17 protein-coding genes are annotated in these 24,680 nt (G+C 64.6%); 14 read left to right on the plus strand and 3 right to left on the minus strand.

Annotation, left to right across the window (positions count from 1 at the left end):
* The first annotated feature begins 123 nt into the window (after window positions 1-123).
* Genes tssK through NKL04_RS17360 form a run of 9 tightly spaced genes read left to right on the plus strand, consistent with a single transcriptional unit; the run spans window position 124 to window position 10,796 of the window.
* Window positions 124-1,458, plus strand: a complete 1,335-nt coding sequence (tssK, locus tag NKL04_RS17320) for a type VI secretion system baseplate subunit TssK (protein ID WP_023709959.1) — start codon at window positions 124-126, stop codon at window positions 1,456-1,458.
* A gap of 4 nt (window positions 1,459-1,462) precedes the next feature.
* On the plus strand, window positions 1,463-2,788 hold the full coding sequence (gene icmH / locus NKL04_RS17325) for a type IVB secretion system protein IcmH/DotU (RefSeq protein ID WP_023699759.1): 1,326 nt from the start codon (window positions 1,463-1,465) through the stop codon (window positions 2,786-2,788).
* Window position 2,789: 1 nt separating this feature from the next.
* Window positions 2,790-6,326, plus strand: a complete 3,537-nt coding sequence (tssM, locus tag NKL04_RS17330; RefSeq protein ID WP_023699760.1) for a type VI secretion system membrane subunit TssM — start codon at window positions 2,790-2,792, stop codon at window positions 6,324-6,326.
* Window positions 6,308-6,844, plus strand: a complete 537-nt coding sequence (tagF, locus tag NKL04_RS17335; protein ID WP_023815184.1) for a type VI secretion system-associated protein TagF — start codon at window positions 6,308-6,310, stop codon at window positions 6,842-6,844. The genes tssM (NKL04_RS17330) and tagF overlap by 19 nt, the downstream gene beginning before the upstream one ends.
* Window positions 6,845-6,849: 5 nt before the next feature.
* The gene (locus NKL04_RS17340) at window positions 6,850-7,716 is read left to right on the plus strand and encodes a DUF4150 domain-containing protein (RefSeq protein ID WP_023682619.1); all 867 of its coding nucleotides are present in this window, start codon (window positions 6,850-6,852) and stop codon (window positions 7,714-7,716) included.
* Window positions 7,717-7,719: 3 nt separating this feature from the next.
* Window positions 7,720-8,169 carry a hypothetical protein gene (locus NKL04_RS17345; protein ID WP_023682620.1) on the plus strand — a complete coding sequence of 150 codons (450 nt, stop codon included), beginning with the start codon at window positions 7,720-7,722 and terminating at the stop codon, window positions 8,167-8,169.
* 18 nt (window positions 8,170-8,187) lie between these two features.
* On the plus strand, window positions 8,188-8,667 hold the full coding sequence (locus NKL04_RS17350; RefSeq protein WP_023682621.1) for a hypothetical protein: 480 nt from the start codon (window positions 8,188-8,190) through the stop codon (window positions 8,665-8,667).
* A 3-nt stretch (window positions 8,668-8,670) separates the two neighbouring features.
* Window positions 8,671-9,762, plus strand: coding sequence for a DUF2169 family type VI secretion system accessory protein (locus NKL04_RS17355; protein ID WP_023682622.1), 1,092 nt, complete (start codon window positions 8,671-8,673; stop codon window positions 9,760-9,762).
* Complete coding sequence (locus NKL04_RS17360) at window positions 9,750-10,796, plus strand: hypothetical protein (RefSeq protein ID WP_023682623.1); 1,047 nt, start codon at window positions 9,750-9,752, stop codon at window positions 10,794-10,796. Before NKL04_RS17355 ends, NKL04_RS17360 begins: the two co-directional genes overlap by 13 nt.
* A gap of 33 nt (window positions 10,797-10,829) precedes the next feature.
* Here NKL04_RS17360 and NKL04_RS17365 read toward each other — a convergent pair whose 3' ends face one another.
* From NKL04_RS17365 to NKL04_RS17375, 3 genes are read right to left on the minus strand one after another with little or no spacing between them, the layout of a single operon-like run.
* Window positions 10,830-11,993: a hypothetical protein gene (locus NKL04_RS17365; protein ID WP_023699762.1), complete on the minus strand. Its 1,164-nt coding sequence runs from the start codon at window positions 11,991-11,993 to the stop codon at window positions 10,830-10,832.
* Window positions 11,994-12,003: 10 nt separating this feature from the next.
* On the minus strand, window positions 12,004-12,429 hold the full coding sequence (locus NKL04_RS17370) for a DUF6484 domain-containing protein (RefSeq protein ID WP_023682625.1): 426 nt from the start codon (window positions 12,427-12,429) through the stop codon (window positions 12,004-12,006).
* Between the two features lie 7 nt (window positions 12,430-12,436).
* Window positions 12,437-14,770 carry a type VI secretion system Vgr family protein gene (locus NKL04_RS17375; protein ID WP_023699764.1) on the minus strand — a complete coding sequence of 778 codons (2,334 nt, stop codon included), beginning with the start codon at window positions 14,768-14,770 and terminating at the stop codon, window positions 12,437-12,439.
* A gap of 271 nt (window positions 14,771-15,041) precedes the next feature.
* Here NKL04_RS17375 and tagH point away from each other — a divergent pair, with 271 nt between their 5' ends.
* The 5 genes from tagH (at window position 15,042) to NKL04_RS17400 (ending at window position 24,680) form a co-directional block, all read left to right on the plus strand.
* Window positions 15,042-16,061, plus strand: a complete 1,020-nt coding sequence (tagH, locus tag NKL04_RS17380; RefSeq protein WP_023687017.1) for a type VI secretion system-associated FHA domain protein TagH — start codon at window positions 15,042-15,044, stop codon at window positions 16,059-16,061.
* Between the two features lie 250 nt (window positions 16,062-16,311).
* On the plus strand, window positions 16,312-17,838 hold the full coding sequence (gene tssL, locus NKL04_RS17385) for a type VI secretion system protein TssL, long form (protein WP_023699765.1): 1,527 nt from the start codon (window positions 16,312-16,314) through the stop codon (window positions 17,836-17,838).
* The gene (tssM, locus tag NKL04_RS17390; RefSeq protein WP_023699766.1) at window positions 17,835-21,356 is read left to right on the plus strand and encodes a type VI secretion system membrane subunit TssM; all 3,522 of its coding nucleotides are present in this window, start codon (window positions 17,835-17,837) and stop codon (window positions 21,354-21,356) included. Before tssL ends, tssM (NKL04_RS17390) begins: the two co-directional genes overlap by 4 nt.
* A gap of 157 nt (window positions 21,357-21,513) precedes the next feature.
* Window positions 21,514-22,272, plus strand: a complete 759-nt coding sequence (locus NKL04_RS17395; RefSeq protein WP_023699767.1) for a PP2C family protein-serine/threonine phosphatase — start codon at window positions 21,514-21,516, stop codon at window positions 22,270-22,272.
* Window positions 22,269-24,680 carry a serine/threonine-protein kinase gene (locus NKL04_RS17400; protein ID WP_023699768.1) on the plus strand — a complete coding sequence of 804 codons (2,412 nt, stop codon included), beginning with the start codon at window positions 22,269-22,271 and terminating at the stop codon, window positions 24,678-24,680. Before NKL04_RS17395 ends, NKL04_RS17400 begins: the two co-directional genes overlap by 4 nt.

Genomic DNA, 24,680 nt, shown 5'->3' on the forward strand with positions numbered 1-24,680 from the left:
GCTTTAGGTCTTTGTTTTTATGCATCGTTCTCTCAAAACCGTGACCACTTTTGAGCGACATGCATTGGCGGCAAAAGTCCGCAAGCCGCGCAACACGATGAGCAGGAAGCAGAGAGTGCCGGCATGAGCGATGCAAACAGGGTGCTGTGGTCGGAGGGACTGTTCCTCCGCACCCAGCATTTCCAGCAACAGGACCGCTTCTTCGAAGCGACGGTGCGCGGCGCCTTGCAGGCCGGGCATCTGCATACGTTCGGCTTTCGAACGCTGACGCTCGATCAGGCACAGCTCGATGCCGGCCAGATCTCGGTGCTCTCGGCACGCGGCATCTTTCCAGACGGGACGCCGTTCGCGATCCCCGAGACGATGGATGCGCCGCGGCCGCTGGCGGTGACGCCGGAGATGGGCGCTGGACCGGTGCTGATAGCGCTGCCGCTCGAGCCGCCAGGCGGCGTCGGCTTCGACCCCGCTCACGCCGAGCCGTCCGGCGCGCGCTATCGCGGCCGGATCGTGTCGGTGCGCGACGCCGTGCATGGCGGCTCCGATCCCGAGGAAATCGAGATCGCACGGCCGCAGGCGCTGTTGCTGGCGCCGGGCACGGCCGTCGGCGGCTACACCGCGCTGCCGGTGGCCGAACTCAAGGGCGTGCGCGCCGATGGCGGCGTGGCCCTGGACGACACCTTCCTGCCGCCGACCTTGGTCATCGGCGCGGCGTCCTGGTACAGCCGCCTGCTGCAGGAAGTGGTCACCGGCCTCGACCAGATCGCCGAGGCGCATGGCAAGATGGTGCTGGGCGGCCCCGGCCGCAGCGTCGAGGATCTTCTGATCCTCAATTTGGTCAACGCCGCGCGGCCGCGGCTGGCGCACATGCTGGCGCAGGACGTTTTCCATCCGGCTGAGGTCTACATGGAACTTGCCGGCCTTGCCGGCTCGATGGCGACCTACGGTTCGAGCGCAAGGCGGCTCGGCGAACTGCCTGTCTACGACCACATGGCGCCCGGACCCGCCTATTCGGCGCTGGCCGATGCGCTGCGTTCGCTGATCCTCAGCCTGCGCTACATCGAGCCGAAATCGCGCGCCCTGCCGGTCATGCGCCATGCCACCAATGTGTGGAAGATCCGCATCGACAACCCGAAACTTCTGGTGGCGAGCCGCATCGTGGTGCGGATCGGCTCCGAACTGTCGGAGGATGCCTTGCGCAAGATTTTCGTCAACCAGGCGACGGTCGGCTCGGCCAGCGAATTCGAAGGGCTGTGGAAATCACGCCTGCCCGGCATTCCGCTGAAGCCCCTTCATTCGCAGCCGCGCGAAATTCCCTATGACGGCGACCGGCTGTGTCTCGAACTGGACCAGAAAAGCGAGCACTGGGCCTCGCTGCTCGAAGCGCCGGGTTTTGTGATCGGCGTTTCGGGCGTGCTGCCCAGCGAACCGCAGGTCGACTGCTACTCGGTCAACAGGTGAGATGATGAGCAGGGACGATCCGTTCGGACTGTCCGAGGATCGGGAGCGGACGCGCATCCGGCTGAGCGGAGCGCCGACGCCGCGCGCCATGCCGCTGCCGGCGTCGGGCGTCACCGCGAAGCGCTCCGCGCGCGCGCATCCGAACGTGCTCGTCAACGCGTTCTCGCCGCTGCTGGAATTTGCACCCGAACTCGAAAACGCGCAGCCGCCGGAGAACCCGGAAGCCCTGCGCACCAGGCTGCTGGAAGAACTCGTGCGCTGCCGCGACGCCACGATGGCGCAAGGGTCGTCGCTCGAACGAGCCGACCAGGCGGCGTGGCTGGTGGCTGCGTTGCTCGATGATCTGGCGCTGAATACGCCGTGGGGCGGGGCCAGCGCCTGGCCGCGCCAGCCGCTGGTGGTGATGCTGCGCGGCGACGTCGACGCCGGCGCGCAATTCTTCGCCCGTCTTGAAGAGCTGGAGCGCCACCCCAACCGCGACCGCGAAATGCTGGAGCTGCAATATCACTGCATGGCGCTCGGCTTCCGCGGCAAATATCGCGTGCCGGGCCGCTCGGGCGACCGTTCGCTCAATGCCGTGCGTGTGGCGGCCGCGCGTTTCCTGCGCGACAGCGACGGCGAAGGCGCACCGCTGTCGCCCAACTGGAAAGGCGTGATCGCCTCCGACGAACCGCAGCGCTTCATCGTGCCGATCTGGGTGATGGTTGCGGCAGCGGCGGTGATCGCGACAGCCATCCATATCGGCCTGTCGATGAGCCTGAGCAGCCAGGCGGTCGAGCTTTCGGCGCTGGTGCGCGCACTGCCGCCGCCGACGCGTACGGATGTCACCCGCGCTTCGCCGAAGGTCGACGCGCCGCCGCCGGTGGCCGTGGATTTCGCGCTGCTGCCGGAATTCCAGGCGGCGGCGCCGGACGAGCTCAAGAGAGCGCTGAGCGGCACGGAGAGCGTGTCGCTGGCGCGGCTGGTCATCCAGGCCTCCAATCCCGAACTCTTCCAGTCGTCGCGCGCGCAGCTGACAGACGGCTTCGATCCGCTCATCGCCTCGGTCGCCAGGGTGATCCTCGAGAACCAGGAGCTGATCGGCGATATCACCGTGGTCGGCCACACCGACGGCGTTCCCTTGCAAAAGACCAACCCACTGTCCACCAACCAGCGGCTGTCGGAAGCCCGCGCCGCGGAAATTGCCGATATTCTGATTCAGAACGGCGTGCCGAAGGAGCGCGTGCGCTCCGAAGGCCGGGCCGCCACCGATCCGGTGGCCGACGACGGCACACGCGAAGGCCGGGCCTTGAACCGCCGCGTCGAAGTGCTGGTCGAAAAGAGGCTGTGACATGTTCATCCTGCGCTTCCTCTGGGCGGTCCTGACTTCGCGTTTCCTGTGGACGCTGATCGGCCTGGCGCTGCTGTCGCTGATCATCTGGGTATTCGGCCCGATCGTACGGGTCGGCGACTATGTGCCGATGGCGTCGCAGACGGTGCGCATCGTCATCATCGCTCTTCTGGTGATCTTCTGGCTGATTTGGCTGATCGTCGCGCAGCGCCGCGCGATCCGCGCCAACCGCATGTTCGTCGCCGAGATTTCCGCCCCGGTCGAGGAAAAGCGGCTCAGCCCGGGCGAGGAAAACGTCGCCGCGGTCGGCGCCAAGTTCCAGGACGTCATGGTCGAGTTGAAGCGCCGCAAGCTCGGCGGCCGCAAGTTCCTGCGCGAGATGCCGTGGTATGTGATCGTCGGCCCCCCGGCGACCGGCAAGACGACGGCCTTGCGCCAATCCGGCCTCAACTTTCCGATCGACCTCACCGACGATCTGCAGGGCATCGGCGGTACCCGTAACTGCGACTGGTTCTTCTCCGAAAACGCAGTGATGATCGACACCGCTGGCCGCTATGTCCAGCAGGAAAGCCAGCCCGATGTCGACGCCGTGGAATGGCTGGGCTTCCTCGATCTGTTGAAGAAGCATCGTGGCCGTCGTGCGCTCAACGGCGTCATCGTTGCGCTTGGGATCGACGCGCTGTCCGAGGGCGACGAAGCCGTCAAGGCGCATGGCCGCAAGATCCGCAGGCGCTTGGCCGAGCTCGAAGAGCGGCTGGAAATCCGCTTGCCGGTCTATCTCATGCTGACCAAGGCCGATCTGATCAGAGGCTTCGAGGCTTTCTTCGGCGGCCTGTCGACGGCGGCGCGCGAACAGGTATGGGGGACGACCTTCCCGCTCGACGCGCGCGTCGATGCCAAGGCGATCGCGGGCGAAATCACGACGCTGTCGAGGGAGCTGGAAAAGCGGCTGGTGCCGCGGCTGGAGGATGAGGACAAGCTGGCCGAACGGGCCGAGATCTTCCGCTTTCCCGCACAGCTGCAAAGCCTGTCCGAGCCGATCCAGGTGCTGGTCGAGGCGATGTTCGGCGAGAGCCGCTACGAGGAGGCAGCCTGGCTGCGCGGCCTCTATCTCACCTCGGCGACCCAGGAAGGCGCGCCGATCGACCGGCTGACCGCGGCGCTCGCCTCCTCCTTCGGCCTGCCGGCACGACGCACGATGCCGACGCAGCGCTTCGAGAAGCGCAGCTTCTTCCTCAAGAACCTTTTGACCGAGGTGATCTTCAAGGAGGCCGGGCTCGGCACCTTCGATCCGCTGGCGCAGCGCCGCCGCAGCTGGATCTGGCGCGGTGCCGCCGCTGCCAGCGCGGCTGCGGCCATACTCGCCGGCGGCCTGTTCACCTGGTCCTACTACGACAATCGCAACGCCATCGCCGCGCAAGCCGGCCAGTTCGAAGCACTGCAGGCGCCGCTGACGTCGACCGCCGCGACGCCCGCCTCGGTGCTGCAGCCGGCTATGGACGTTGCCCTGACCGCCATGGACGAAGTCGCCAATGCCAGGACTGCGCCTCCCAACAAGGCACAGGACCTGCTCGGACCATCGGCTTCGGCCGAGATGATGCGGGCGCAGACCGACACCTATGACCACGCTCTGCGCAACGTGCTGGAGCCGCGGATGGTGGCGTTGCTCGAAGCGACCATGTGGCGGCAGATCCGCGATCCGGACTTCATGCTGGGGGCGCTCAAGACCTACCGCATGATGATCGGCCTGTCTCAGATGGACTCCGACTTCGTCGAGAATTGGTGGGTGAACGACCTGCCCGAATTCGCGCCGGCCGCGCCCTTCCCGACCGCCGATGCGGAAGAACACCAGTTGGCCGCGATCCGGCGCATGGCGGTCGACGACAGCTACATCGCGCCCGACCAGGCGCTGGTCGCCGAAGCGCTGAAAACGGTCTGCACGATCTCGCTGCCGGCGCGGGCCTACAAGCAATTGCTGGCCGATCCGGCGGTGGCCGGATTGAAGGAATGGATCCCCGCCAATTTCGCCGGGCCGAACGGCGCCAAGGTGTTTTCGCGACGCTCCGACAAGACGCTGCGCGTCGGCATATCAGGCGCCTTCACCTATGACGGCTTCCACGACGCGATCCTCGACCGGGTCGAGGATGTGGCCGCCCAGGCGGCACTCGACCGCGCGGTGTTTGCCGGCGGTTGCTCGGAAAATTCCGAGACCTCGGTGTCGGCGCTGTCGGAAGATATCCTGAAGCTCTACTATGACGATTACATCGCGCAGTGGGACAGTTTTTTGCGCGACATGCGGCTGGCGCCGCTCAGCGACCTCAACATTGCCAGCGAGAATCTGAAAGACCTTTCCAGCGCCGATTCCGCGCTGAAGCGGCTGCTGACGGCGGTGGTCCAGGAGGTCGACCTCACCCGCTCGGACGAGGCGCCGACCGACGACAAGGCGGCGGCGAAGGGCGGCTCGAAACTGCTGGGCAAACTCGGCAAACTGGGCAAGATCGTCAAGACTGGCGCCAAGCTGCTGCCGCGCGCAGGATCGGCCAGCGAAGTCGACCTGACCGGCACGCTGGTGGCCGAACACTTCAAGCCGCTCAAGAGCACGATTGCCGAGGTCGACGGCCAGCCGCCGGCGCTCGATGCCGCGGTCGTTGCGCTGACGGCGCTGTCCAATGTGCTGCAAACAGTGACCGCCAATCCCGACCCGCAGGACGCGATCAAGAAACAGGGCGGGCTGGCCGAACTGACCGGCGCCGTCGCCCGCCAGGCACAGATCCTGCCCGACCCGGTCAACACCTGGCTGAGCGGCATTGCCGGCGACACCAGCGGGTTGACGCAGAAGGCCGTGGCCTCCGAGCTCAACGCCATCTGGCGCGCCGATATCCTGCCCTTCTGCCAGGCCGCGCTCAACGACCGCTATCCGTTCAGCCCAGACAGCGCCGTCGACGTCAATGTGCGCGACTTCGCCCGCCTGTTCGGACCGGCAGGGATGATCGACGGCTTCATCAACGACCATCTGATCAGCTATGTGGACACCTCGGCGCAGCCTTGGAAATGGCGTGCCGATTTCGGCCTCGACCCATCGGCGCTCGCCGCCTTCGAGCAGGCGCGGCGCATCCGCGACGATCTCTTTCCCGGCGGTCAGGGCCCGGTGATGGCGTTCACGCTGGAGCCGACCGACCTGTCGCCCAACGTGACCCGCGTCACGCTCAACCTCGATGGCCAGAACCTGGTCTATTTCAACAATGCGACGCGGCCGCAGCCGATGACCTGGCCCGGCAAGGACGGCACCGGCGTTATCTCGCTCGCCTTCCAGCCGATCGACGGCTCGCCCGAAATCATGCTCAACGAGACGGGAAGCTGGGCGTGGCTGAGGATGCTGCGCGGCGGCCGCTTCACCGGGACGTCGCTGTCCGATGTCTACAGCCTGCGGCTGGGGACGAAAGGCATGTACGCCGATTTCAAGCTCAAGGCGGCGAGCGTCGAAAATCCCTACAACCTCCAGATGTTCAAGAAATTCTCATGTCCGCCGCAGATATGAACACCGGCTTCTTCGGCAAGATTCCGGCGACCGGAGATTTCGTCGCCGTAAACCTGCCGCGGACCTTCATCGACCGCTGGGACCGCTGGATGTCGATGGAGTTGCGTGAGAGGCCCGACGAGGGGGAATTGGATTCGCGTGTTTGGCGCTTCATCGTCAAGAGCGGCATTTTCGGCGACCGGCCCTGTGCCGGCGCATGGCGCATGAGCGAGGACCGCGTGGGACGCCGCTATCCGTTCGCGATCATCGGGATTGGGGCTACACCGGCACCTGACGATGCATGGTTCGACGGCGTTGCGTCAATCGTTGATGAAGCGGTCGAATTGCAGAGGACGCAGTCCTGGATAGCCGAAGGCTTGGCCAACCTTGCCGCGCCCAGCAACAGCCATGGCGATCCGAACCGGATTGGCTTCTGGCTCGACGACTGGTCGGTGCATGAGTTCGCGTTCTCGGATATTCACGACCTGGCGGCCAACGCCCTGCCGAAAATGCGCGCCCCGCGCCCTGAGACGGAATAGCTCTGATGGGCAGCACAGTCTTTGCTGAAGGCATGGGCTTCTTCCACAAAGGAAGCGGCGGCAAGGGCGTGGCGCCGGGAGATGTGTGCTTGAGCCCGCCTTCCCCGCCGGCAGGCCCGGTTCCGGTTCCATACGTCAACATGCTGTCTTCCAGCGATCTCACCAAAGGCAGTAAGAGCGTCAAGATCGAAGGCAATCCGACCGCGCTCGAAAGCTCGTCGGAGGTTGCAACCAGCACCGGCAACGAGCCGGCCACCCAAGGCCTCGGCGCGGGGGTCATAACGCACAAGATCAAGGGCAAGGGAGTGTTCAAGCTCTGGTCGTTCGTCGTCAAGGTGGAGGGTAAGGGTGTCTGCCGCCATGGCGACACCATGGAGCAGAACACGGCAAGTCCACTCCCGAACACCATCGATACCGCCGCCTTGGTCAACTTCCGCAATGCTCTTCTGGTGAAAGAGAAGAAGAAATGCACGACCGATTATTGCTACGACGATCATTACACCCAGCCAACAGGCCCGCAGAAAGCCAAGGTTCAGAACCGGCCATGCTGGGAATGCAAACGTAACCTTGACAGGTTGAAGAAACGCACGACCGGCAAGAACAAGACCGCGATCAAGCGACTGGAGGCGAAGGTCAACCGGCAAATTTCGGGGAAGGAAGCCCCGCTGATCGCCGATCACCAGCCGACGCAGAAGGCAGCGTGGTACGCGGGTGGATGCAATATAGAGATCGTCCCACAAGGCTTCAAGGATGCGATGAAAGCGCTTTACGTCAGGCCGCATTGCTCCAGCCACAGCAACAGCCAGCCGGGCCGGCAGTCGAAGGTGGACAACAAGGCGATTAGGAAGTTCATGAACGCTCGGGGGATCTAGGCGATGAGTGCAACGGGTTTTGCCGATCTCGACGCTGACTATACGGCGATAATCGATGCGTGGACCGCAGAGCTCCACGCCGTCATGCCGGCGATCGAGGAATGGTGGGGCGCACTGCAGCAGCGCCTGAACGCCTCCGGTGAGAACATAGCCAATCTGCATTGGCCCGCCGGGCTGGTGGCCCATCCACGGATTCTGGCGATCTACCGCAAGCACTACTTCAAGGTTCACGGCCTGAACCTTGAACGGTACGCCCGACAGACCGATGATGACGACGAGGACGATGAATCGAACTGGGGTGAGGATGGCGACGAAGCGGACGCCAGCGGTCCCGTGCCGCCCAATCTGCTGCTGGTCGAAATGATGTCCGAATACGACACGGAACTATTCAAGTACTTCAAGTACTTCGTCTATGTCCCGATCGGCGAGGATCCATCTCTCGAAATGTGCTGAGGCTAGAAGAAGATGGCAATGCGGATTGATCATAGTGTCGAACTCGGCCTGAACCGGCTTCTCAACGCACCCCAGGACGTTGTCGGTCCCGATCATGGAATCCGCCTTTCGCGCCGCGAGGCCTCTGCTGCCTATAGGTCCCTGTTCAAGGCCTACCTCGCTGACTTGCAGGAGACGTTCGAGGTGGCTTCCGAGATCTGGGAAGCTGGCCTCGACGAACTGGTCGATGGCGGCCTGACCGTCAATCAAGCGATCACGGCCCAGCTGGATGATGCAGCGGCCGGCCCGGCGAATCATCCGGCGGTGGTGTGGCTCGTGCGGGAATACTGGCTGCGATGCGTTGCGGTGGGGGAAACGCTGCCCGCGGCCGACCGCCTCGCGCCTGAGGTGTTCCTGCTGCAATGGGTCGTCGATGAAGGCAACAAGGAATATGTAGAACTGCTGACGGCCATGCCCTATTGGCCGATCGGGCTTGATGAAAACGGCCGGTGGTGCTGAACGATGGCCTTCGATGTCTGGCTGGAAAACAGGACACCCTTCGCCGCCGCGACGCACGTCCAATTGAATGCTGACGGCCAAGAAACTCTGATTGTTATGCTGTCGGCAAGTTTCACGGCGACGGATGAAGGAAAGGAATTCCAGCCAGCGGCCGAACAGGTGCCGGTGATCTTTGGCGATGAGCCTTTTGGCGATCCGGCCCTTTCATCGACCCGCTACGAAGCGGACATCGCGCCCGTCAAGCCTGGCGCCGAGGTGATCGTGAATGGCGTCGCGCACGCGCCGGATGGAAGGCCGGTACGCGAGATGCAGGTTGGCCTGCGTGTCGGTAACTCGATCCGCAAGGTATTGCAGGTCGTCGGGGACCGGATCTACGACTCCGGCGGCTACAGCGCACCGGCGCCTTTCCGGACCATGCCGATCGTCTATGAACGCACCTATGGCGGCACTTTGGAAGACTTGCGCACGGACCAGCGCAATCCAGTCGGCGTGGGGTACCATAACGCCCGGTCTGCAGATCCTGCGGTCAGAACCGAGGCGCCCAACGTCATGTATCCGGGCGAAGCGCAAGCCCGACCTGGGGAATCCCTGAGGCCGGCGGGATTCGGGACGATTGGCCGGGGCTGGCAACCGCGCCTGGCTTTCGCCGGAACCTACGACAAGGCTTGGCTCGAATCCCAATGGCCGCTCGCTCCCAAAGACTTCGACACGCGGCATTATATGTGCGCCCCAGCCGATCAGCAGATGGCCGGCATCGGCAACGGCGAGGATATCACGGTGATCGGCATGACGGCTTCGGGCAGATGGGATTTCCGCCTGCCGCGCATCACGGCCCCGCTTCGGCTCATTTATGACGATCGTGTAGAAGAAAACGCGTTCAAGCCTGACACCGTGCTCATCGAGCCTGACTTGAAGCGCGTGACCCTTAAGGCTCGTTTGGCAGTGGTAATCCGGCGCAACGTGCCGGCGCTGCGGGAAATCGCCTTCGGCCACATTTCTCCTGTTTGGATCAATGCGCGCCGCAAGCGAAAACTCTATCTCAATCTTCTCGGCGGCGACGGGGCCCTGCGCGATCGCTCGGCGTGGCAGCCGTGAAGCGGCCGCTCTACATCTCGGTTGGTGGCGCCGTCACGCCTGCTGGATTGAACGCGCGCCAGACCATCTCAGCCATTCGCGCCAACCTGTCAGCATTTCAGGAGGTGCCTCTTTCAGAGCCGTTTCCCACCACACAGATCGTGGCACGCATTCCAGCCAAGGCGGGCCTGCGACGCAATGACGGGGTATGGCTCGCCAGCATGGGCGCCCGCGCTCTCAAGGAGGCGATGCTCGACAACAAGGCAACGCCGGACCAGACCGCTGTTCTGCTCGCGCTGCCGGAGAGTTTCCGCGACCATCCGGCGTATGAAGAGGTCGAGCGGGGGCGCCTTTTGAATGCCATTTTCGAGCGATGCGGCCTGCGCTTCAATGCCGGCTCGCGCGTATTTGACGGCGGTGCCGCAGCCAGCGCCGGACTGCTCGACTATGCCGGCGACATGCTAGAATCCGGGACCGTCGCGCAGGTGCTGCTGGGTGGTGTGGACAGCCTCGTCAACGGGACCGACATTGCGCGCTTGATGCGAGCCAATCGTCTGAAATCCGAAAACAATGCTCAAGGGGCAGTCCCTGGCGAGGGCGCTGTCTTCGTGCGCCTGACGCGAGCGCCGGGGAGCGGGCCGGCTGCAATGATTTGCGGGGCGGGCCTGGCTCAAGAGATCGACAGCGTTCTTTCCGAACGCCAGAGTCAAGGCCGTGCGATGGTGGCTTCGCTGCTTGCTGCCTTCAGCGGGTCCGGACCCAAGGAACCCGATATCGAGTTCCTTGTCAGCAATGGAAACGGGGAACGGTACAGCGGGCTCGAACAACTGGTCGGTCGCTCGCGCTTCTACCGCACGCACCGCGAGATATTCCCGACAGCCTACCCTGCGATGACGGTCGGCGACATTGGAGCCGCTAGTGCGGCACTTGTTCTGATGCTGGCGGCCGACAGTTTTATAAGCGGTTACGCGCCGGGCCGCGTCGCAGCCTGCGAGCTTGCATCCGAGGGTGGCAACCGGTCGGCGATCGCGCTTACCGACCTCCGCCAACGCTGAACGGAGGGACAAGCCTTCCCTCGGCGAAAGCGATCACATCCACGCCGGGAACTTGCGTGTCCTGCGCCAGTCTGCCAGCGGCGCCTCGGGCGTGGCGATTGCCGCGCGCAACGCATCCACCCTGAGCCTGCGCATCGAACGGAACAGACGATGGTTGCGCCCGCCGCGCCCTTCGTCCCACCATGCTTCGACGCGATCGGCGGCCGGCAGCGAGCTGTCGTCGAGTTGGGCAAAGCCCTCGCCAAGAACAGCTGGATCGGCAACGAAAAGGTCGGTGTCGCCGAAGTCCACCTCGAACAGATCGCGAAGTGCTGCACCCGCTGCGGATGCCAGTTCCGGCTCGCGCATCTTCTCGATCAGCCACGGCACCACCGCTTGGTCGCCGAGCAGCCCGATCGATGCCGTGGCCGCGATGCGCAAGACAGGCTGTCCGAGACGTGATTGCAGCCAGGCCTTGCCGGCCTTCGGCGGCGTCATCAGCAGGCGCAACTCGATCGCCGCCTGCGCATGGTCCGTCTCCGTCAGCACGATCTTGTCGATCACCGAGTGCGCGGACCGAGCCTCGCCAAGCAGGCAAGCAGCGAAGGCGGCCGCAAGACGTTCTTTCGTTGTCTCGCCGTCAAGCCCAGCCAGGACTTCCGGAAGCAGGTCGCGCCGCCTGAGCACGCCGGCGAGCCGGACGGCGCGCCAACGCACGTTCGCATTGGAATGGCTGGCCAGATCATGCAGGCGCTGTCCCGGATCGACGCGATGATGCCAGAGCGCAGATAGCCCAAGACAGCGCAGCCGCGCGTCGCGCGTGTCCAGCCACTGCGCCACGAACGGGCGCAGGTTTTCGCCCGGCGTGCGCGCGATCGCGGCAGACAGGCTCGATATGCCGGCGTCACCTAGGCTTGCGCCCGCGTCGATTGCAGAGGTCACCAATTTGGCATCGCTCCAACGCATTGCCAGAGTGCCAAGCACGAAAATCTCGCCCGGTTCGGCGTAGTCGGCGAAGCGCGCTTGAGCAGCTTCCCAACCGGCCTTGCCGGCTGCCATGAGCCCTTCGAGATTGGCTTCGAGACGCTGGTCGATGCGGCCGATATCGGTCTCGTCGAGGATTGGACCGTCGATCTCCAGACGACGTCGAAGCCACAGGAACGCCGCGTCCTCGGCGTGTTGGTCCACGATCGCCGCAATGGTCGCGATGCTGTGCATCGGCAATGCCTCAGTTAAGATGCACGGCCCCGCCGCGGATGCGGTTGGTGCCACTGGCCTGGCTGGTCAACTGGGTGCCACGAATGGTCACGCGTCCATTCTTCTCCAGAATGATCGATGCCAGGCCGCAGCGCAGTTCAATGCGCTCATCGCCGTTGATGACGACACGTTCGCCGTCGCGGACGACTTCGAGGCTCCTGCCGCGGGGCGCAGGATCGACGATGCGCCCGACCACCAGCGGCCGCGCCGGGTCGCCGCCCTCGAAGAGCAAAGCCAGTTCGGATCCGACGGCCGAAACGTCCAGCTCCGTCAGGCTGCGCGCCGCTATCGCGGTCTCGCGCGGATTGCCGACGAAGACAACCAGCGGCGCCCCGCCTTGGAAGCCGATCAGCAGGCCGATCACGACGCCGTCGATACGCTCCAGCACTTCCATGATGATGCCCTCAATTGTTGTTGATCGTGCTGCCCTTAACGATCACCTCGCCGTCGGCCTTGACGGTGATCTTGCCGCTGCCCTTGAGGGTAATATCCTTCCCATCAGCGACAATGGTGCCATCCTTTTTCATCGTGATCGAGGCCGAACCGCATTTGAGCGTGATCGAGTCGGCCGCCTCGATCATCAGATTCTTGCCGACCTTGATCACACTGTCTTCGGCTATCTGGATTCCGCTGCCTTTGCCGACCTTGAGCGCGTGCCCGCCGCCGACATCGGTTGCGTCGTCCGCAGCGATTTTTGCCGACCTGCCCTTGCCGATCTGCGACGACTGTGCCCCGCCGATGGTGAAACTCTGATCGGCGCCAACATTGACGCTTTGCGCCGCCGCGATGTTCCAGCTATCAGCCGCGCCGATATCGTGGCTCTGCGCAGCACCTACGGTGACCGACCGCGTCGCACCGATCGTGTTCGTCTGCGGACCGCCCACAGTTCGGGTCTCGGATGCTCCGACCGAATCGACCCGCGCCGCGCCAACAGTCACCGTCTGCACAATCGCCACGGTCTGCGTGTGATTGGCGCCGATCGTCTCGGTCGAGTTCGAGCCGATGTTGATCGTCTCATCGACCCCCACCGTCAGTGAGCGGTTCTTGCCCACCGTCTCGGTGTCGTTCGACCCGATATTGGTGGTCTGGTCGACACCGACCTTGACCGTCTTGTTGTTGCCGACGTCCTCGTCGAGGTTGTGACCGACGGAGTGCTTGGCGTCGTGGTCTATGCGGTCGGACTGGTCGTGCTGGACCAGCTTCTGGCGATCATTCTTGATCAGAAGGTGATGGTCCTTCTGCGCCTGGAAATTGACCAGTTCGGAGCCGGCCTTGTCCTCGAACATCAGCTCGTTGTAGCCGCCACCGCCCTTCGACGAGTTGGATTTCCAGCCCGACTGCGTGGCGTTGCCGGGCAGCCCGTAGGGCGGCATCTGCGAGGCGTTGTAGACCCGGCCGGTGATGATCGGCAGATCCGGATTGCCTTCGATGAAATCGACGATCACTTCCTGGCCGATGCGGGGAATCTGGATGAAGCCCCAGCCGCTGCCGGCCCAGGTCTGCGACACGCGCACGAAGCAGGAGCTCTTCTGGTCCTTCTTGCCCAGGCGGTCCCAGTGGAACTGCACCTTCACCCTGGCATATTTGTCGGTGAAGATTTCCTCGCCGGACGGACCGACGACCGTCGCCGTCTGTGGCCCGCGCATGATCGGCCGCGTCGTGATGCGCGGTGGCCGATAGGCGACTGAAGTCGGCGCCACGCCGAGCACGACCTTGAAATTCTCGCCATCGGTGTCGACGCCGGCGCGGTAGCCCGGATCGAACAGCCGGTATTCGGCGCTGACGACCAGATACTCCTTGTTCTGGTCTTTGCGCGGAAAGCCGTCGAGCTTGAAGGTGCAGCCGGAGAACAGGCCGCGCACGGTGCCGACGGCGGCAATGCGCATATGCGCCGCCTGGATTTCTTCGCGCCTGATCGCCGCCAGGCTGTCGCCGCGGCCGACTTCCAGATGCGCGCCGGGGTGGCGATAGTTCTCGCCGGCAGCCTGCTTGTGGCCGAAGGGCTGTGCCGACTTCGCCATCAAATCGGCGGCGGGCTTCTCGAAATCATAGTCGGTGTGGGCATAGGCGCCGGGGCGCACCGCGCTGCCTGGAATCCAGTCGGTGATGTACTCGACGTCGCGGCGCGAGCCCTGCCCTTCGAACTGATAGAGCACCGTCTCATAGCCCGGCGCTGGCTTCAGCTTGCTCATGGCGTCGGCCAGGATCAGTGTGTGCTCACCCTCGGCATGCTCGAAGAAGTACATTATGCCTTCATGCTCGAGCAGCCGCTGCACGAAATCGAGGTCGCTCTCGTCGTACTGCACGCAATATTCGCGCGGCGGATAGGAGCCCTGCAAGCGCTTCTCGAACTTGGCGATGCCGCCATATTTGGAGAAAATCTCCTCCACGATCTCGACGGCAGTCTTGTCCTGGAAGATGCGGCAGTCGGTGGTATTGCCGAGGAACCACAGCCACGGCCTGACGACCGCCTCATAGTGAGCCAGCCGATCTTCGATGCGGGTAAGGCGAAACTCGGCGATGAGGCCGCTGAACCAGCGCTTGGGGTCGGCCTCCCCTTCGATCGAAACGGTGCCGCCCAGCATCTTCAGCGGGTCGACATCGGCATTGGTCGAGACAAATCCAACGGTGTAGGCAAGGCAGCGGCTGATCTCGTCGCGGCCGACGAGATGCGTAAAGGTCAACAGCTCGGCGCCGACCGGCGTCTGCACAAGCGCGGCGCGTTGTTCACTCGGCATGGGTCGTGCCCCTCCTGAGCGCTAGTGTGGCAGGTTCGAAGCCCTTCTTGTGTTAACGACCTCACGTTCAGGGATATTTCGCAACTTGCCACCCAAGCCATGTTGAGCCTACCACATGTTCTATGGCAGACCAAAGAGGACAAGCGGCAGGCCGTTGCTGTTTGCGCCGCTTTCGCCAGTGTGAAACGCCGCTCTCCCGCTGTGCCCGCAAGCTGCTAGACTGTGGCACATCGGATCAATGGAAACGGCAGCGGTCGACGGTCCATAGCGCATGTTCATCAGTCTGCAGATCAGCAATGTCGATGTCCTGCCTGCCGGGCTGCCGCCCGGATACGCATCGCGCGACCGCGGCTTCGAGATTGGGCGGGAGAACTGTGCCTGGACCTTGCCCGATCCGGACAAGTTCATCTCCGGCCGGCATTGCGAAATCCGCTACGAAGGCGGCGCTTTTTTTCTCCACGACGTCTCGCGCAACGGCACATTCGTCAACGGGTCGAGCCAGCGCCTGACCGACCCGCACCGGTTGGCGCAAGGTGACCGGCTCCGGATCGGCCGCTATATCGTCTCGGTATCGATCGATGACGGGAACCCAGCCTTCGGTGGCCATGGTTCGACGCAACGGCAGATGCCCGTTGGATCCTTTCCAGACCATGCCGCATCGCCACGGTCACCGACCGCGCCGCCCGCTTCGCTCTCCAGCCGGCCGCAGCAAGCCGACGAGATCCTGCGCGCGATTGCCGCCGGCGCCGGCATTCCGCCAGAGGTGCTTTTGCTGCGCCAGCCGCAGGAGGTGGCCGGCGAGATCGGCGCGGTGCTGCGCATCGTCGTCGACGAACTGGTGCTGCTGTTGAAGGCGCGCGCCGCCGCGAAAGTCCTGGCCAAGACCAGCGACCGCACCATGATCAATTCCGCCGACAACAATCCGCTGAAGTTCGTGCCCGGGACAGACGAAATCCTCGACATCATGTTCGCGCGGCGCAGGGCCGGCTATCTCGATGCCCGGCATAGCATCGAAGACGCTTTCCACGACCTCAAAACGCATGAATTCGCCACCTTCGCCGCCATGCAGGCAGCGCTGTCGCGGTTGCTTGACGATCTGTCGCCCGAGGCGATTGCGAAAAAACTGCCGCCATCCTCCTTTGCCTCGAAGAAGACGCGCGCCTGGGACGCACTGGTCGCGACCTGGCGGGCCAAGGAGGAAGCGCACGAGAACGGCATGCTGGACATATTCCTCACCTATTTCAGCGAAGCCTATGCCAAGGCCGCCAAGCAGAAGACTGGCAAGGGCTAAGCCCGCGCACCGCTGAAGACACCGTGAAGGCGACCCGAGCACGGGCCGGCCACCAAAATTGCGCCGGGTTTCCATCGCAACCTTCTGAGACTACGATCACATACGACGATTGAGCACGCGGGTACGGTTGGTCGACCTCGGGGGTCTGCGGCACATGTCATGTCACGGCGAGATAGCGTCCTGCGGTCCGCGTTCGCGCGGACATGGCGCTGTGCGTCGCGGCGCGCGGGCGTAGAGGCAGGGATCGGCGATGAGCTCGAAGGATGATCCTTTCGATCCGACCGGCAAAACCGTCATCCGCCCCAGCCGCCCCAATCCCGGCCGCAAGCAAAAGACGGTTCTCGCCCGCGATGCGCCGGCCCCCGGCAGTACGGTGATCGCCCCTGCCAGCGTCCCGGAACCCACGGTTTTCGATCCCAACGCCGGCCGCCAGCCGCCGTCCGACGTCACGGGGACGGTGATCTATCAGGGAACGCCCTTCGCCAACGCGCCGGCCGATCCGCCCGTTCACGGCTCAGCCGGGACGGCGGGGAAAACGCCATGGGATGCGCTGCTCGGCGCCAGCGATGCCGTCGATTATGGCGCGGCCAACCCGATCGTCGCTGCCGCGGCGCCCTTGCTGATACTGCTTGGGCATCTGCGGCTGATGGCTGTCGAAAGACCGGCCGAGCCGCTGGCGCAGCATGTCGCCGGCCTGATCGAGGATTTCGACCGCAAGATCGCCAGGACCGATACCTCGGAAGAGGATGCGCGCATCGCCAGCTATGTGCTTTGCGAAACCGCCGACGATATCGTCGCCAATCTGCCCGGTTCCAGCCGGGATGCGTGGGCGCAGCACGCCATGCTGCAGCGCTTCTTCCAGGTCAAACCCACCGGCGCCGGTTTTTTCCAGGCGCTGAACACGGTGCTGGCGACGCCGGAACCTCATCGCAATCTCATCGAGCTGATGCATGTCTGCCTGTCGCTTGGCTTCGAAGGCCAGTATCGCGGCCAGCCGCGCGAGAGCCTCGAACGGGTCCGCCGCGACGCCTACGAGACATCAGCCTATTTCCGCGTCCTCGGTGACGACGACATCTCGCCGCGCTGGCAAGGCTTGTCGGTCACATCGGCGCAAGGCTCCAGGCGGGTTCCGCTCTGGGCCATAGCCGCTGCAACCGCGGCAGTTTTGACCGCAGCCTTTTTCACGCTGCGCGTGCTCATCACCCATGATGGCGAGGCTGTTGCCGGCGAGTTGCTGGCGCTCAATCCGGCGACGCCGGTCACCATCGAGCGCACCGGTTTCGTGCCGCTGACCGAGGAGGTGAAAGTCGTCGCAGCGCCAACGACGATTGCGCAGGTCGATCGCATCCGCACTGCCTTGGCCAAGGAGATCGAAGGCGGCGGCGTCAGCGTCGGCACTAAGGGTGATTTCATCATCGTGGAAATCAGCAACGCCCTGCTGTTCCAGTCGGGACGAGCCGAGGTCAAGCCGGAGTTCGAGCCGGTGGCCGCCAGCATCGCGGCGGCTCTCGACGCGGAGCGCGGGCCGATCCGGATCGTCGGCCACACCGACAACGTCAAACCGAAGAAGACCAGCGCCTTCAAATCGAATTTCGACCTCTCCGTCGCACGTGCCCAGTCGGTGGAAAAGATGATCGCAGCGCATTTCAGCGATCCGTCGCGGACAAAGGTCGAGGGCAAGGGCGAGGACGAGCCCATCGCCGACAATGCAACGCCGGAGGGCCGCGCCAAAAACCGCCGTGTCGATGTAATGATCCCGCGGGAGGAGATGCTGTGACCGGCTGGCTGCTGCGCATCTTCAGCGCGCTCGCGCTCGCCGGCTTTGCCGCCGCGGTCTGGTACGCCGGCCCGTTAATCCGCTTTGCCGGCGCCCGGCCGTTGGATCCCATCTGGCTGCGGGCAGCGATCATCGGCATCGTCGTCGGAACGGTGGCGATCATCTATGCAATCCGGTTCTGGCGCAGGCGCAAGGCGCAGAAGGCGCTGGAGGCTGCCATGGCCAGCGCCGAGGATGACGGCAGCGATGCAAAGGTGCTGGAAGCTCGCATGAATGAAGCGGTCGCGACGCTCAGGCAATCGAGCGGCAAGCGCAACTTCCTCTACGACGTGCCCTGGTACATCGTCATCGGCCCGCCGGGCGCCGGCAAGACCACCGCGCTGGTCAATTCCGGCCTGAACTTTCCGCTTGCCGGGTCGGGCCAGGCGCAGCCGGTGGCGGGTGTCGGCGGTACGCGCAATTGCGACTGGTGGTTCACCGACGAGGCGGTGCTGATCGACACGGCCGGGCGCTACACGACGCAGGATTCCCATGCACGGACCGACAGCAAAAGCTGGCTGGCGTTCCTGTCGCTGCTCAAGCGGCACCGGACGCGTCAGCCGATCAATGGCGTCATCCTGGCGATCAGCCTTGCCGATCTGATGCCGGACGGCGAGCAGGCGGCCCGTGTCGCCGAGATCCGCAGCCGCCTGCAGGAAATCCACGAGGTCCTGAAGGTCCGCTTTCCCGTCTATGTGCTGTTCACCAAGGCCGACCTGGTCTCCGGATTCATGGAATATTTCGGCGGTTTCGACGAAGCACGCCGGCGCAAGGTGTGGGGCGCGACCTTCCAGACCGCCGAGCGCGGCCTGAACATGGTCGCGGAAGCGCCAGCCGAATTCGACGCGCTGGTGAAGCGCCTGACCGAAGAGATGAGCGAGCGGCTGCAGGCGGAGACCGATCCGGTCGCGCGCATCGCCATTTTCGGCTTCGCCGCGCAGCTCGGCGCGCTGAAAGGCCGGATCGTGCATTTCCTCGAGGGCGTTTTCGAGCCGACGCGCAAGCAGCTGAACGCCCCCCTGCGCGGCCTGTATTTTTCTTCCGGCACGCAGGAAGGCACGCCGATCGACCAGTTGCTGGGCAGCATAGGCCGCAGTTTCGGCAGGAGTGCCCAGGCGCATCTTTCCGGCACCGGCAAAAGCTTCTTCCTGCACGATCTGTTGAGCCGCGTCATTTTCGCCGAGTCCGGCTGGGTGTCCTATGACAGGGCGGCCGACAGGCGCGTTGCGATCGCCCGCTACGCCGGCCTGACAGCGATCGCGGCCATAGCGATCGCCGCGCTTGGCGTTCTCGGCCTGAGCTTTACGACCAACAAATCGCTGGTCGCCGCGACCGGCCAGGCGGCAGGCCAATACCGCGCGACAGCCGCGCCGCTGCTGGCCAGCACGACGGTGTCGGATGCCGACCTCGAAACCGTCATCGGTGCGCTAGATGCGCTGCGCGGCCTACCAGCCGGCTATGACACCAAGGATCAGCCGACGCCGGCCACGGCGACGTTCGGCCTCAGCCAGCGCGAGCGTATCCTTTCGGCTTCCGAGACTGCCTACCGGCAAGGGCTGGAGCGCATGTTCCGCTCGCGCCTGCTGTTCCAGCTCGAACGCACGATCGAGGCCAGGATGGCCGATCCGATGGCGCTGTACGAGCCGCTGAAGATTTACCTGATGCTGGGCGGCAAGGCGCCGAAAGTGGATGACGAGCTGGTCGTCACCTGGCTGAAACGGGACTGGGAACAGAACCGCTATCCCGGCGCCCACAATCGCGACGGCCGGGCGCAATTGGAGAAGCATTTGCGCGCCATGCTGGCGCTCGACAACGACCAGGATCCCTCGTTCGAACTCAACCGCACGCTGGTCGAATCCGCCCAGCGCTCGCTCGGCCGCATGAGCCTTGCCGATCGCGCCACCGCTCTCATCCAGTCGGCCACCTATGCGGCGGCGCTGGACGATTTTTCGGTGGCCTCGCAAGCCGGCCCGGAAGCGCCGATGCTGTTCGAGCGCAATGACGGAAACGATCTCGCCGGCCTTCGCGTCCCCGGTCTCTACACCCATGCCGGCTTCGACTTCTATCTGGCGCAACTTGCCAGGAGCGCGCAGGCGCTGGTCGACGATCAATGGGTGATCGGCTCGAGCGGCGAGCAAGGCGGTTTCGACCAGGAATTGCTCAAGCTCGGCCCGGAGCTGCTCGATCGCTATGGCAAGGGCTTTGCGGCGGCGTGGAACGAGGTGCTCGACAGGTTGAAGTTCAAGGCAATGGCCGCCGACAAACCGCAATATCTGGCGCTGTCCGCAGCGGGATCACCGAGTTCGCCGCTGATGCAGCTGTTCGAGGCGATCGCGCGCGAAACAGCTTTGACGCAAGAGCGCAATCCGGCTGCGCCGTCTCAAGACAGCGACCAGGAAACCGCCGCGCGCGCCAAGGGCCTCGCCCGCATCGGCATCGAGATTGCGGCGCGCAAATCGCAGAGCAGGGCCGGGACCGCCTTTGTCAGCACCCAGAACAAGGATCCCGGCGCCAACATCGAAGCCCAGTTCCGGTCTTTCCAGGCTTTGGTGGCCGGGGCGCCGGGGCAGCGGCCGCTCGACGCCCTGACCCAGAATTTCCGCGAAATCTATCAGAGCGTGCGGCTGGCCGCCGATGTCCCCGCCCAGACGGACCAGGCCAACGCCAATCTGCAGCTGCAGATATCGACTCTACGCGCCAACGCCTCGCGGCTGCCGAAGGCGCTGGCCAGGATGGTGAGCGCGGCGGCGGACGATTTCGAGGGCACCGTCGCCGAAACATCGACCACGCGTCTCAACGAGATGCTGGAGGAGACCGTCGGCCGTCCGTGCGAAGAGATGATTGCCAGGCGCTTTCCATTCGCCCCCGCCGGTACCGACGATGTCGCCATGGCGGATTTTGCCAGATTGTTTTCTCCAGGCGGGGTTCTCGACCGGTTCTTCGCGCAGAACCTGGCGTCGCTGGTCGACATGAGCGGCCAGGACTGGGACTGGAAGCAGGACACCAGGTTCGGCCGCAATCTGGCGAAATCGACGCTGAAGAACTTTCAGCTCGCGGCACAAATCCGCGCGGCTTTCTTTCCGCTCGGCGGGCCGGTGCCGTCGATCAACATCACCTTCACGCCGCTGTCGCTGCATGGCGATGCCGACATGGCGCTGCTCAATATCGACGGCCAGGTGCTGCAGGCCACCCAGGCCGGCAACACGCCGGGCCTGATTCCGTGGCCGGGCAAGACCGGTTCGGCCAGTCTCAGCCTGACGCCGGAGCTGCCCGGCCGCGAGTCCGCAATCAAGTTCGACGGTCCCTGGGCGTTGAAACGATTGCTGGACAAGGGGCAGGTCACCGCCAATGGCGACAGTCTCGAAGCGCATTTCCTCATCGGCGGGCGCGATGTCGCCTACACGATCAAGACCGGGGAGGACGGTAATCCGTTCACGCTGCCGGCGCTCTCCGCGTTCAGCTGTCCGAAGGCTTTCTGATGGGGAATTGCATGGCAGGACCAGCGATTGCAGGACGCAGAGACAGCGGCGGCACCACACGGTCCGTCATCAGCGGCTTAGATTTCGATACTCTAATGAATGGGGCTGTGGCAGACTGGCCAGGCACGTCAGCCAAGGCGTTGCGGAGCGTAGGCAAGTGAACGATGCCGCCTTTGAGAGCTACGGCGTGAGCCACAAGGGCTGCGTGCGCGACCACAATGAGGACAGCTTCCTGGTCGAGCCGCGGATCGGCCTCTGGGTGGTGGCCGACGGCATGGGCGGGCACGAGGCCGGAGAAGTCGCTTCGGCAAGCATTGTCGAGCATCTGGCGACGATCGGCATCGCCAGTTCGGCGCCGGATCTGCGCGCCCGCTTCGAGGATCGGCTGAACCGGGCGCATGCCGAGATCCGCCGGATTTCGCGCTCACGCGGCGTGACCATCGGCTCCACTGTTGCCGCACTGCTGGCCATGGACGGCAGGTTCGCCTGCCTGTGGTCGGGCGACAGCCGCGTCTATCTCGTGCGCAACGCCGCGATCTCGCAGATTTCGCGCGACCACACCGAGGTGCAGGAACTGCTCGACAGCGGCGCGATCAGCGCAGCCGAAGCGGAGAACTGGCCGCGCCGCAACGTCATCACCCGCGCCATCGGCGTCAACGACGAAATCGCCATCGACTTCCAGCAGGGAGAGACCCTTGCCGGCGACATCTTCATCCTCAGCACGGACGGGCTGACGGCGCATGTCAGCGACGCGGAAATTGCGGCAGCAGTGCTCTCGGCAGCGCCGCAGGCTGCCTGCGAAAAGCTGCTTTCCATGGTGCTTGAGCGCGGCGGCACCGACAACGTCACCATCGTTCTGGTCAAGATCAGAGACAAAGGCAATGGCCTGTCCCGAGCAGGAGGCCACGACCGATGAGCTCCGACGACAAGACCCGGCTATTGCCCAACATGGCGGATACCAGCGTCGGCACGCAGCTCAGCGGCATCTACGAGCTCGACGAACGCATCGCGTCGGGCGGCATGGGCGAAGTCTATCGCGGCCACAACATCCAGACCGGCGATCATGTCGCGATCAAGATCGTGCTGCCGGAATTCGCCCGCGATCAGACGATCCTGTCGCTGTTTCGCAAGGAAGCCTCGATCCTCAACCATCTGTCGCATGACGCGGTCGTGCGCTACCACGTCTTCACCATAGATCCCGGCATCGGGCGGCCCTATCTGGCGATGGAATTCGTCGACGGCCAGTCGCTGTACGACGTCATGCGCGGCGGGGCGATGGCGACTCCGGATGTGCGCAAACTGTGCCACCGGCTGGCCTCGGGCCTGAGCGCCGTGCACCAGGCCGGCGCCATCCACCGCGATCTGTCGCCCGACAACATCATCCTGCCGGGCGGCCGGGTCGAGCGGGCAAAGATCATCGATTTCGGCATTGCGCGATCGGCCGCGGTCGGTGGCGAGACGCTGATCGGCGGCAAGTTTGCCGGAAAATACAATTACGTCTCCCCCGAGCAGCTCGGGCTCTATGGCGGCGAGGTCAGCGAACAGTCCGACATCTACAGCCTAGGGCTGGTGCTGGCGGCGGCGCTGCGCGGCAAGCCGATCGATATGGGCGGCTCGCAATACGAGATCGTCGAAAAACGGCGGACCGTGCCTGATCTCTCCGGCATCGATGCCGATTTCAGGGACATTGTCGAAGCGATGCTGCAGCCTGACCCGGATGATCGACCGGCCAGCATGGCCGAAATCGCCCGGTTGACGCGCGACGACAGCGACGCGACCTTGCCGCCGGCCTCGCTTGCGCCCCGGCCCGGCCTGCCGCGAACCGGGCAAACCGCCGGGCCTGTTTCGAAGATCGGGGACTCGCCGGCCCAAGGCTTCGGTTCGGCCCCGCCAAGCGGCACGGCGGAGCCGTCTTTCGTGCCGCACGTGCGCCCGGCGCACCTGTCGCAGCCGAAACCGGCTGCTGAAACTCCCAAGCGAGCAAGCACACCACCGAAGCGTGCTACTACAGGCAGAAATCTGACGATCGCGGTGCTGTCGGCGGTGGCCGTGGTATCGCTTGGAGGGCTCTATGCATCGGGTATCGTGGGATTCGGAGACCGGCCTCGCGTCACCGACACCGGCAAGCCGCTCCAACCCGAACTGACAAAGCCGATCGTCGCTGACAAGCCCGTTCCGGACACTGCGCCGGTCGAGAAGACGGTGCCAAAGCCGCAACCAGCGGAGACTCCGGCTGAAGATCAGGCCAAAGCGCCGGTCGAGCCGCAGCCGACGCCGCCAGTCGCGTCGAGCGCTACGGCCCCGCTGCCGGCCGCACCAACCGACAAGACCGTCGCGCTGCAACCGCCATCCGGCCCGTCACAGTCCGATGCCGCGAAGAACCCCGAGCCTGTCAGTCCGCCGGTAGAGCCCAAGGCGACAGCGCCTGCCACGCAAACACCTGAACCAATGGCCGAGGCACCCACGCCCACAGCACCGGCGCCGGAACCCACCGCTCAAGCGCCCGAGCCCAAGGCGCAGGCCCCTGAACCGGCCGCGCAGGCGCCCAAGCCGGACACGCAGGCGCCTGAACCGACCGCGGAGCCCAAGCCAAGCCAGCCCGATATCGCCAGCGGTGAGCAGGCCGACAAGCCGGCAGAGCCCGAAATTGCCATGAACGTGCCCAAGCCGGAGGTGCCGCCACCGGCCGATGCGGCCGCGGAGCGGGCCACCTGGGTACGCGCCTTCAATGGTGGTGACTGTTTTTATGCGACGGTGACGTCGGCCACCGACAAGGGTGTCGCGATCGAGGGCTTCGGCACGTCGGTGCCACCCTTCGAACAGTTGCTTGGGGAATTCCAGGCGAAGTTTCATGTCGAGCCGGATATCAGCGTCCGCCTTATCCAGCCCCCGCAATGCGGGATCACCGGCTTCCTGCGTTTCATGGGCGCGAGCACGGCCGACAGGCCGCAGCTTGTCCTCGACCAGACATCGGTGCCGGACGGCTCGCCGATCGACGGCACGCTGGTGACGCATGGCGGGCTGGTGTCGAGCGTGTTCCTGATCGACCACAGGGGCATCGCCTTCAACCTCGACGACCATGTTGTCGTACAAGCCGACAAGGCGACCTTCTCGATCCCGATCGGGCTCGGCGCCGCCGACAAGGCGGCAGGCAAGGCGTTGCCGCAGATCATCATGGTGATCACCGGGCCGCAGGACATTAAGGCGGCGGACTTCACAACGCCGACGCCGGCCTCGGTGCTGTTGCCCAGGATACTCGACGAGATCGGCGCCAGGAGTTCGGCATTTTCGGCGACCGCCAAATATTTCCGCCTCGGCGGGTAG

Source organism: Mesorhizobium sp. C264A (genome assembly GCF_040324515.1).
In the GTDB taxonomy this organism is placed as follows: Bacteria; Pseudomonadota; Alphaproteobacteria; order Rhizobiales; family Rhizobiaceae; genus Mesorhizobium.

Coding starts and splice junctions, on each gene's coding strand:
- NKL04_RS17340 (WP_023682619.1), top strand. CDS start 6,850: ATGGGCAGCACAGTCTTTGCTGAAGGCATGGGCTTCTTCCACAAAGGA.
- NKL04_RS17355 (WP_023682622.1), top strand. CDS start 8,671: ATGGCCTTCGATGTCTGGCTGGAAAACAGGACACCCTTCGCCGCCGCG.
- tssL (WP_023699765.1), top strand. CDS start 16,312: ATGAGCTCGAAGGATGATCCTTTCGATCCGACCGGCAAAACCGTCATC.
- NKL04_RS17400 (WP_023699768.1), top strand. CDS start 22,269: ATGAGCTCCGACGACAAGACCCGGCTATTGCCCAACATGGCGGATACC.
- tagF (WP_023815184.1), top strand. CDS start 6,308: ATGTCCGCCGCAGATATGAACACCGGCTTCTTCGGCAAGATTCCGGCG.
- tssM (WP_023699760.1), top strand. CDS start 2,790: ATGTTCATCCTGCGCTTCCTCTGGGCGGTCCTGACTTCGCGTTTCCTG.
- icmH (WP_023699759.1), top strand. CDS start 1,463: ATGAGCAGGGACGATCCGTTCGGACTGTCCGAGGATCGGGAGCGGACG.
- tagH (WP_023687017.1), top strand. CDS start 15,042: ATGTTCATCAGTCTGCAGATCAGCAATGTCGATGTCCTGCCTGCCGGG.
- NKL04_RS17375 (WP_023699764.1), bottom strand. CDS start 14,770: ATGCCGAGTGAACAACGCGCCGCGCTTGTGCAGACGCCGGTCGGCGCC.
- NKL04_RS17365 (WP_023699762.1), bottom strand. CDS start 11,993: ATGCACAGCATCGCGACCATTGCGGCGATCGTGGACCAACACGCCGAG.
- tssK (WP_023709959.1), top strand. CDS start 124: ATGAGCGATGCAAACAGGGTGCTGTGGTCGGAGGGACTGTTCCTCCGC.
- NKL04_RS17350 (WP_023682621.1), top strand. CDS start 8,188: ATGCGGATTGATCATAGTGTCGAACTCGGCCTGAACCGGCTTCTCAAC.
- NKL04_RS17345 (WP_023682620.1), top strand. CDS start 7,720: ATGAGTGCAACGGGTTTTGCCGATCTCGACGCTGACTATACGGCGATA.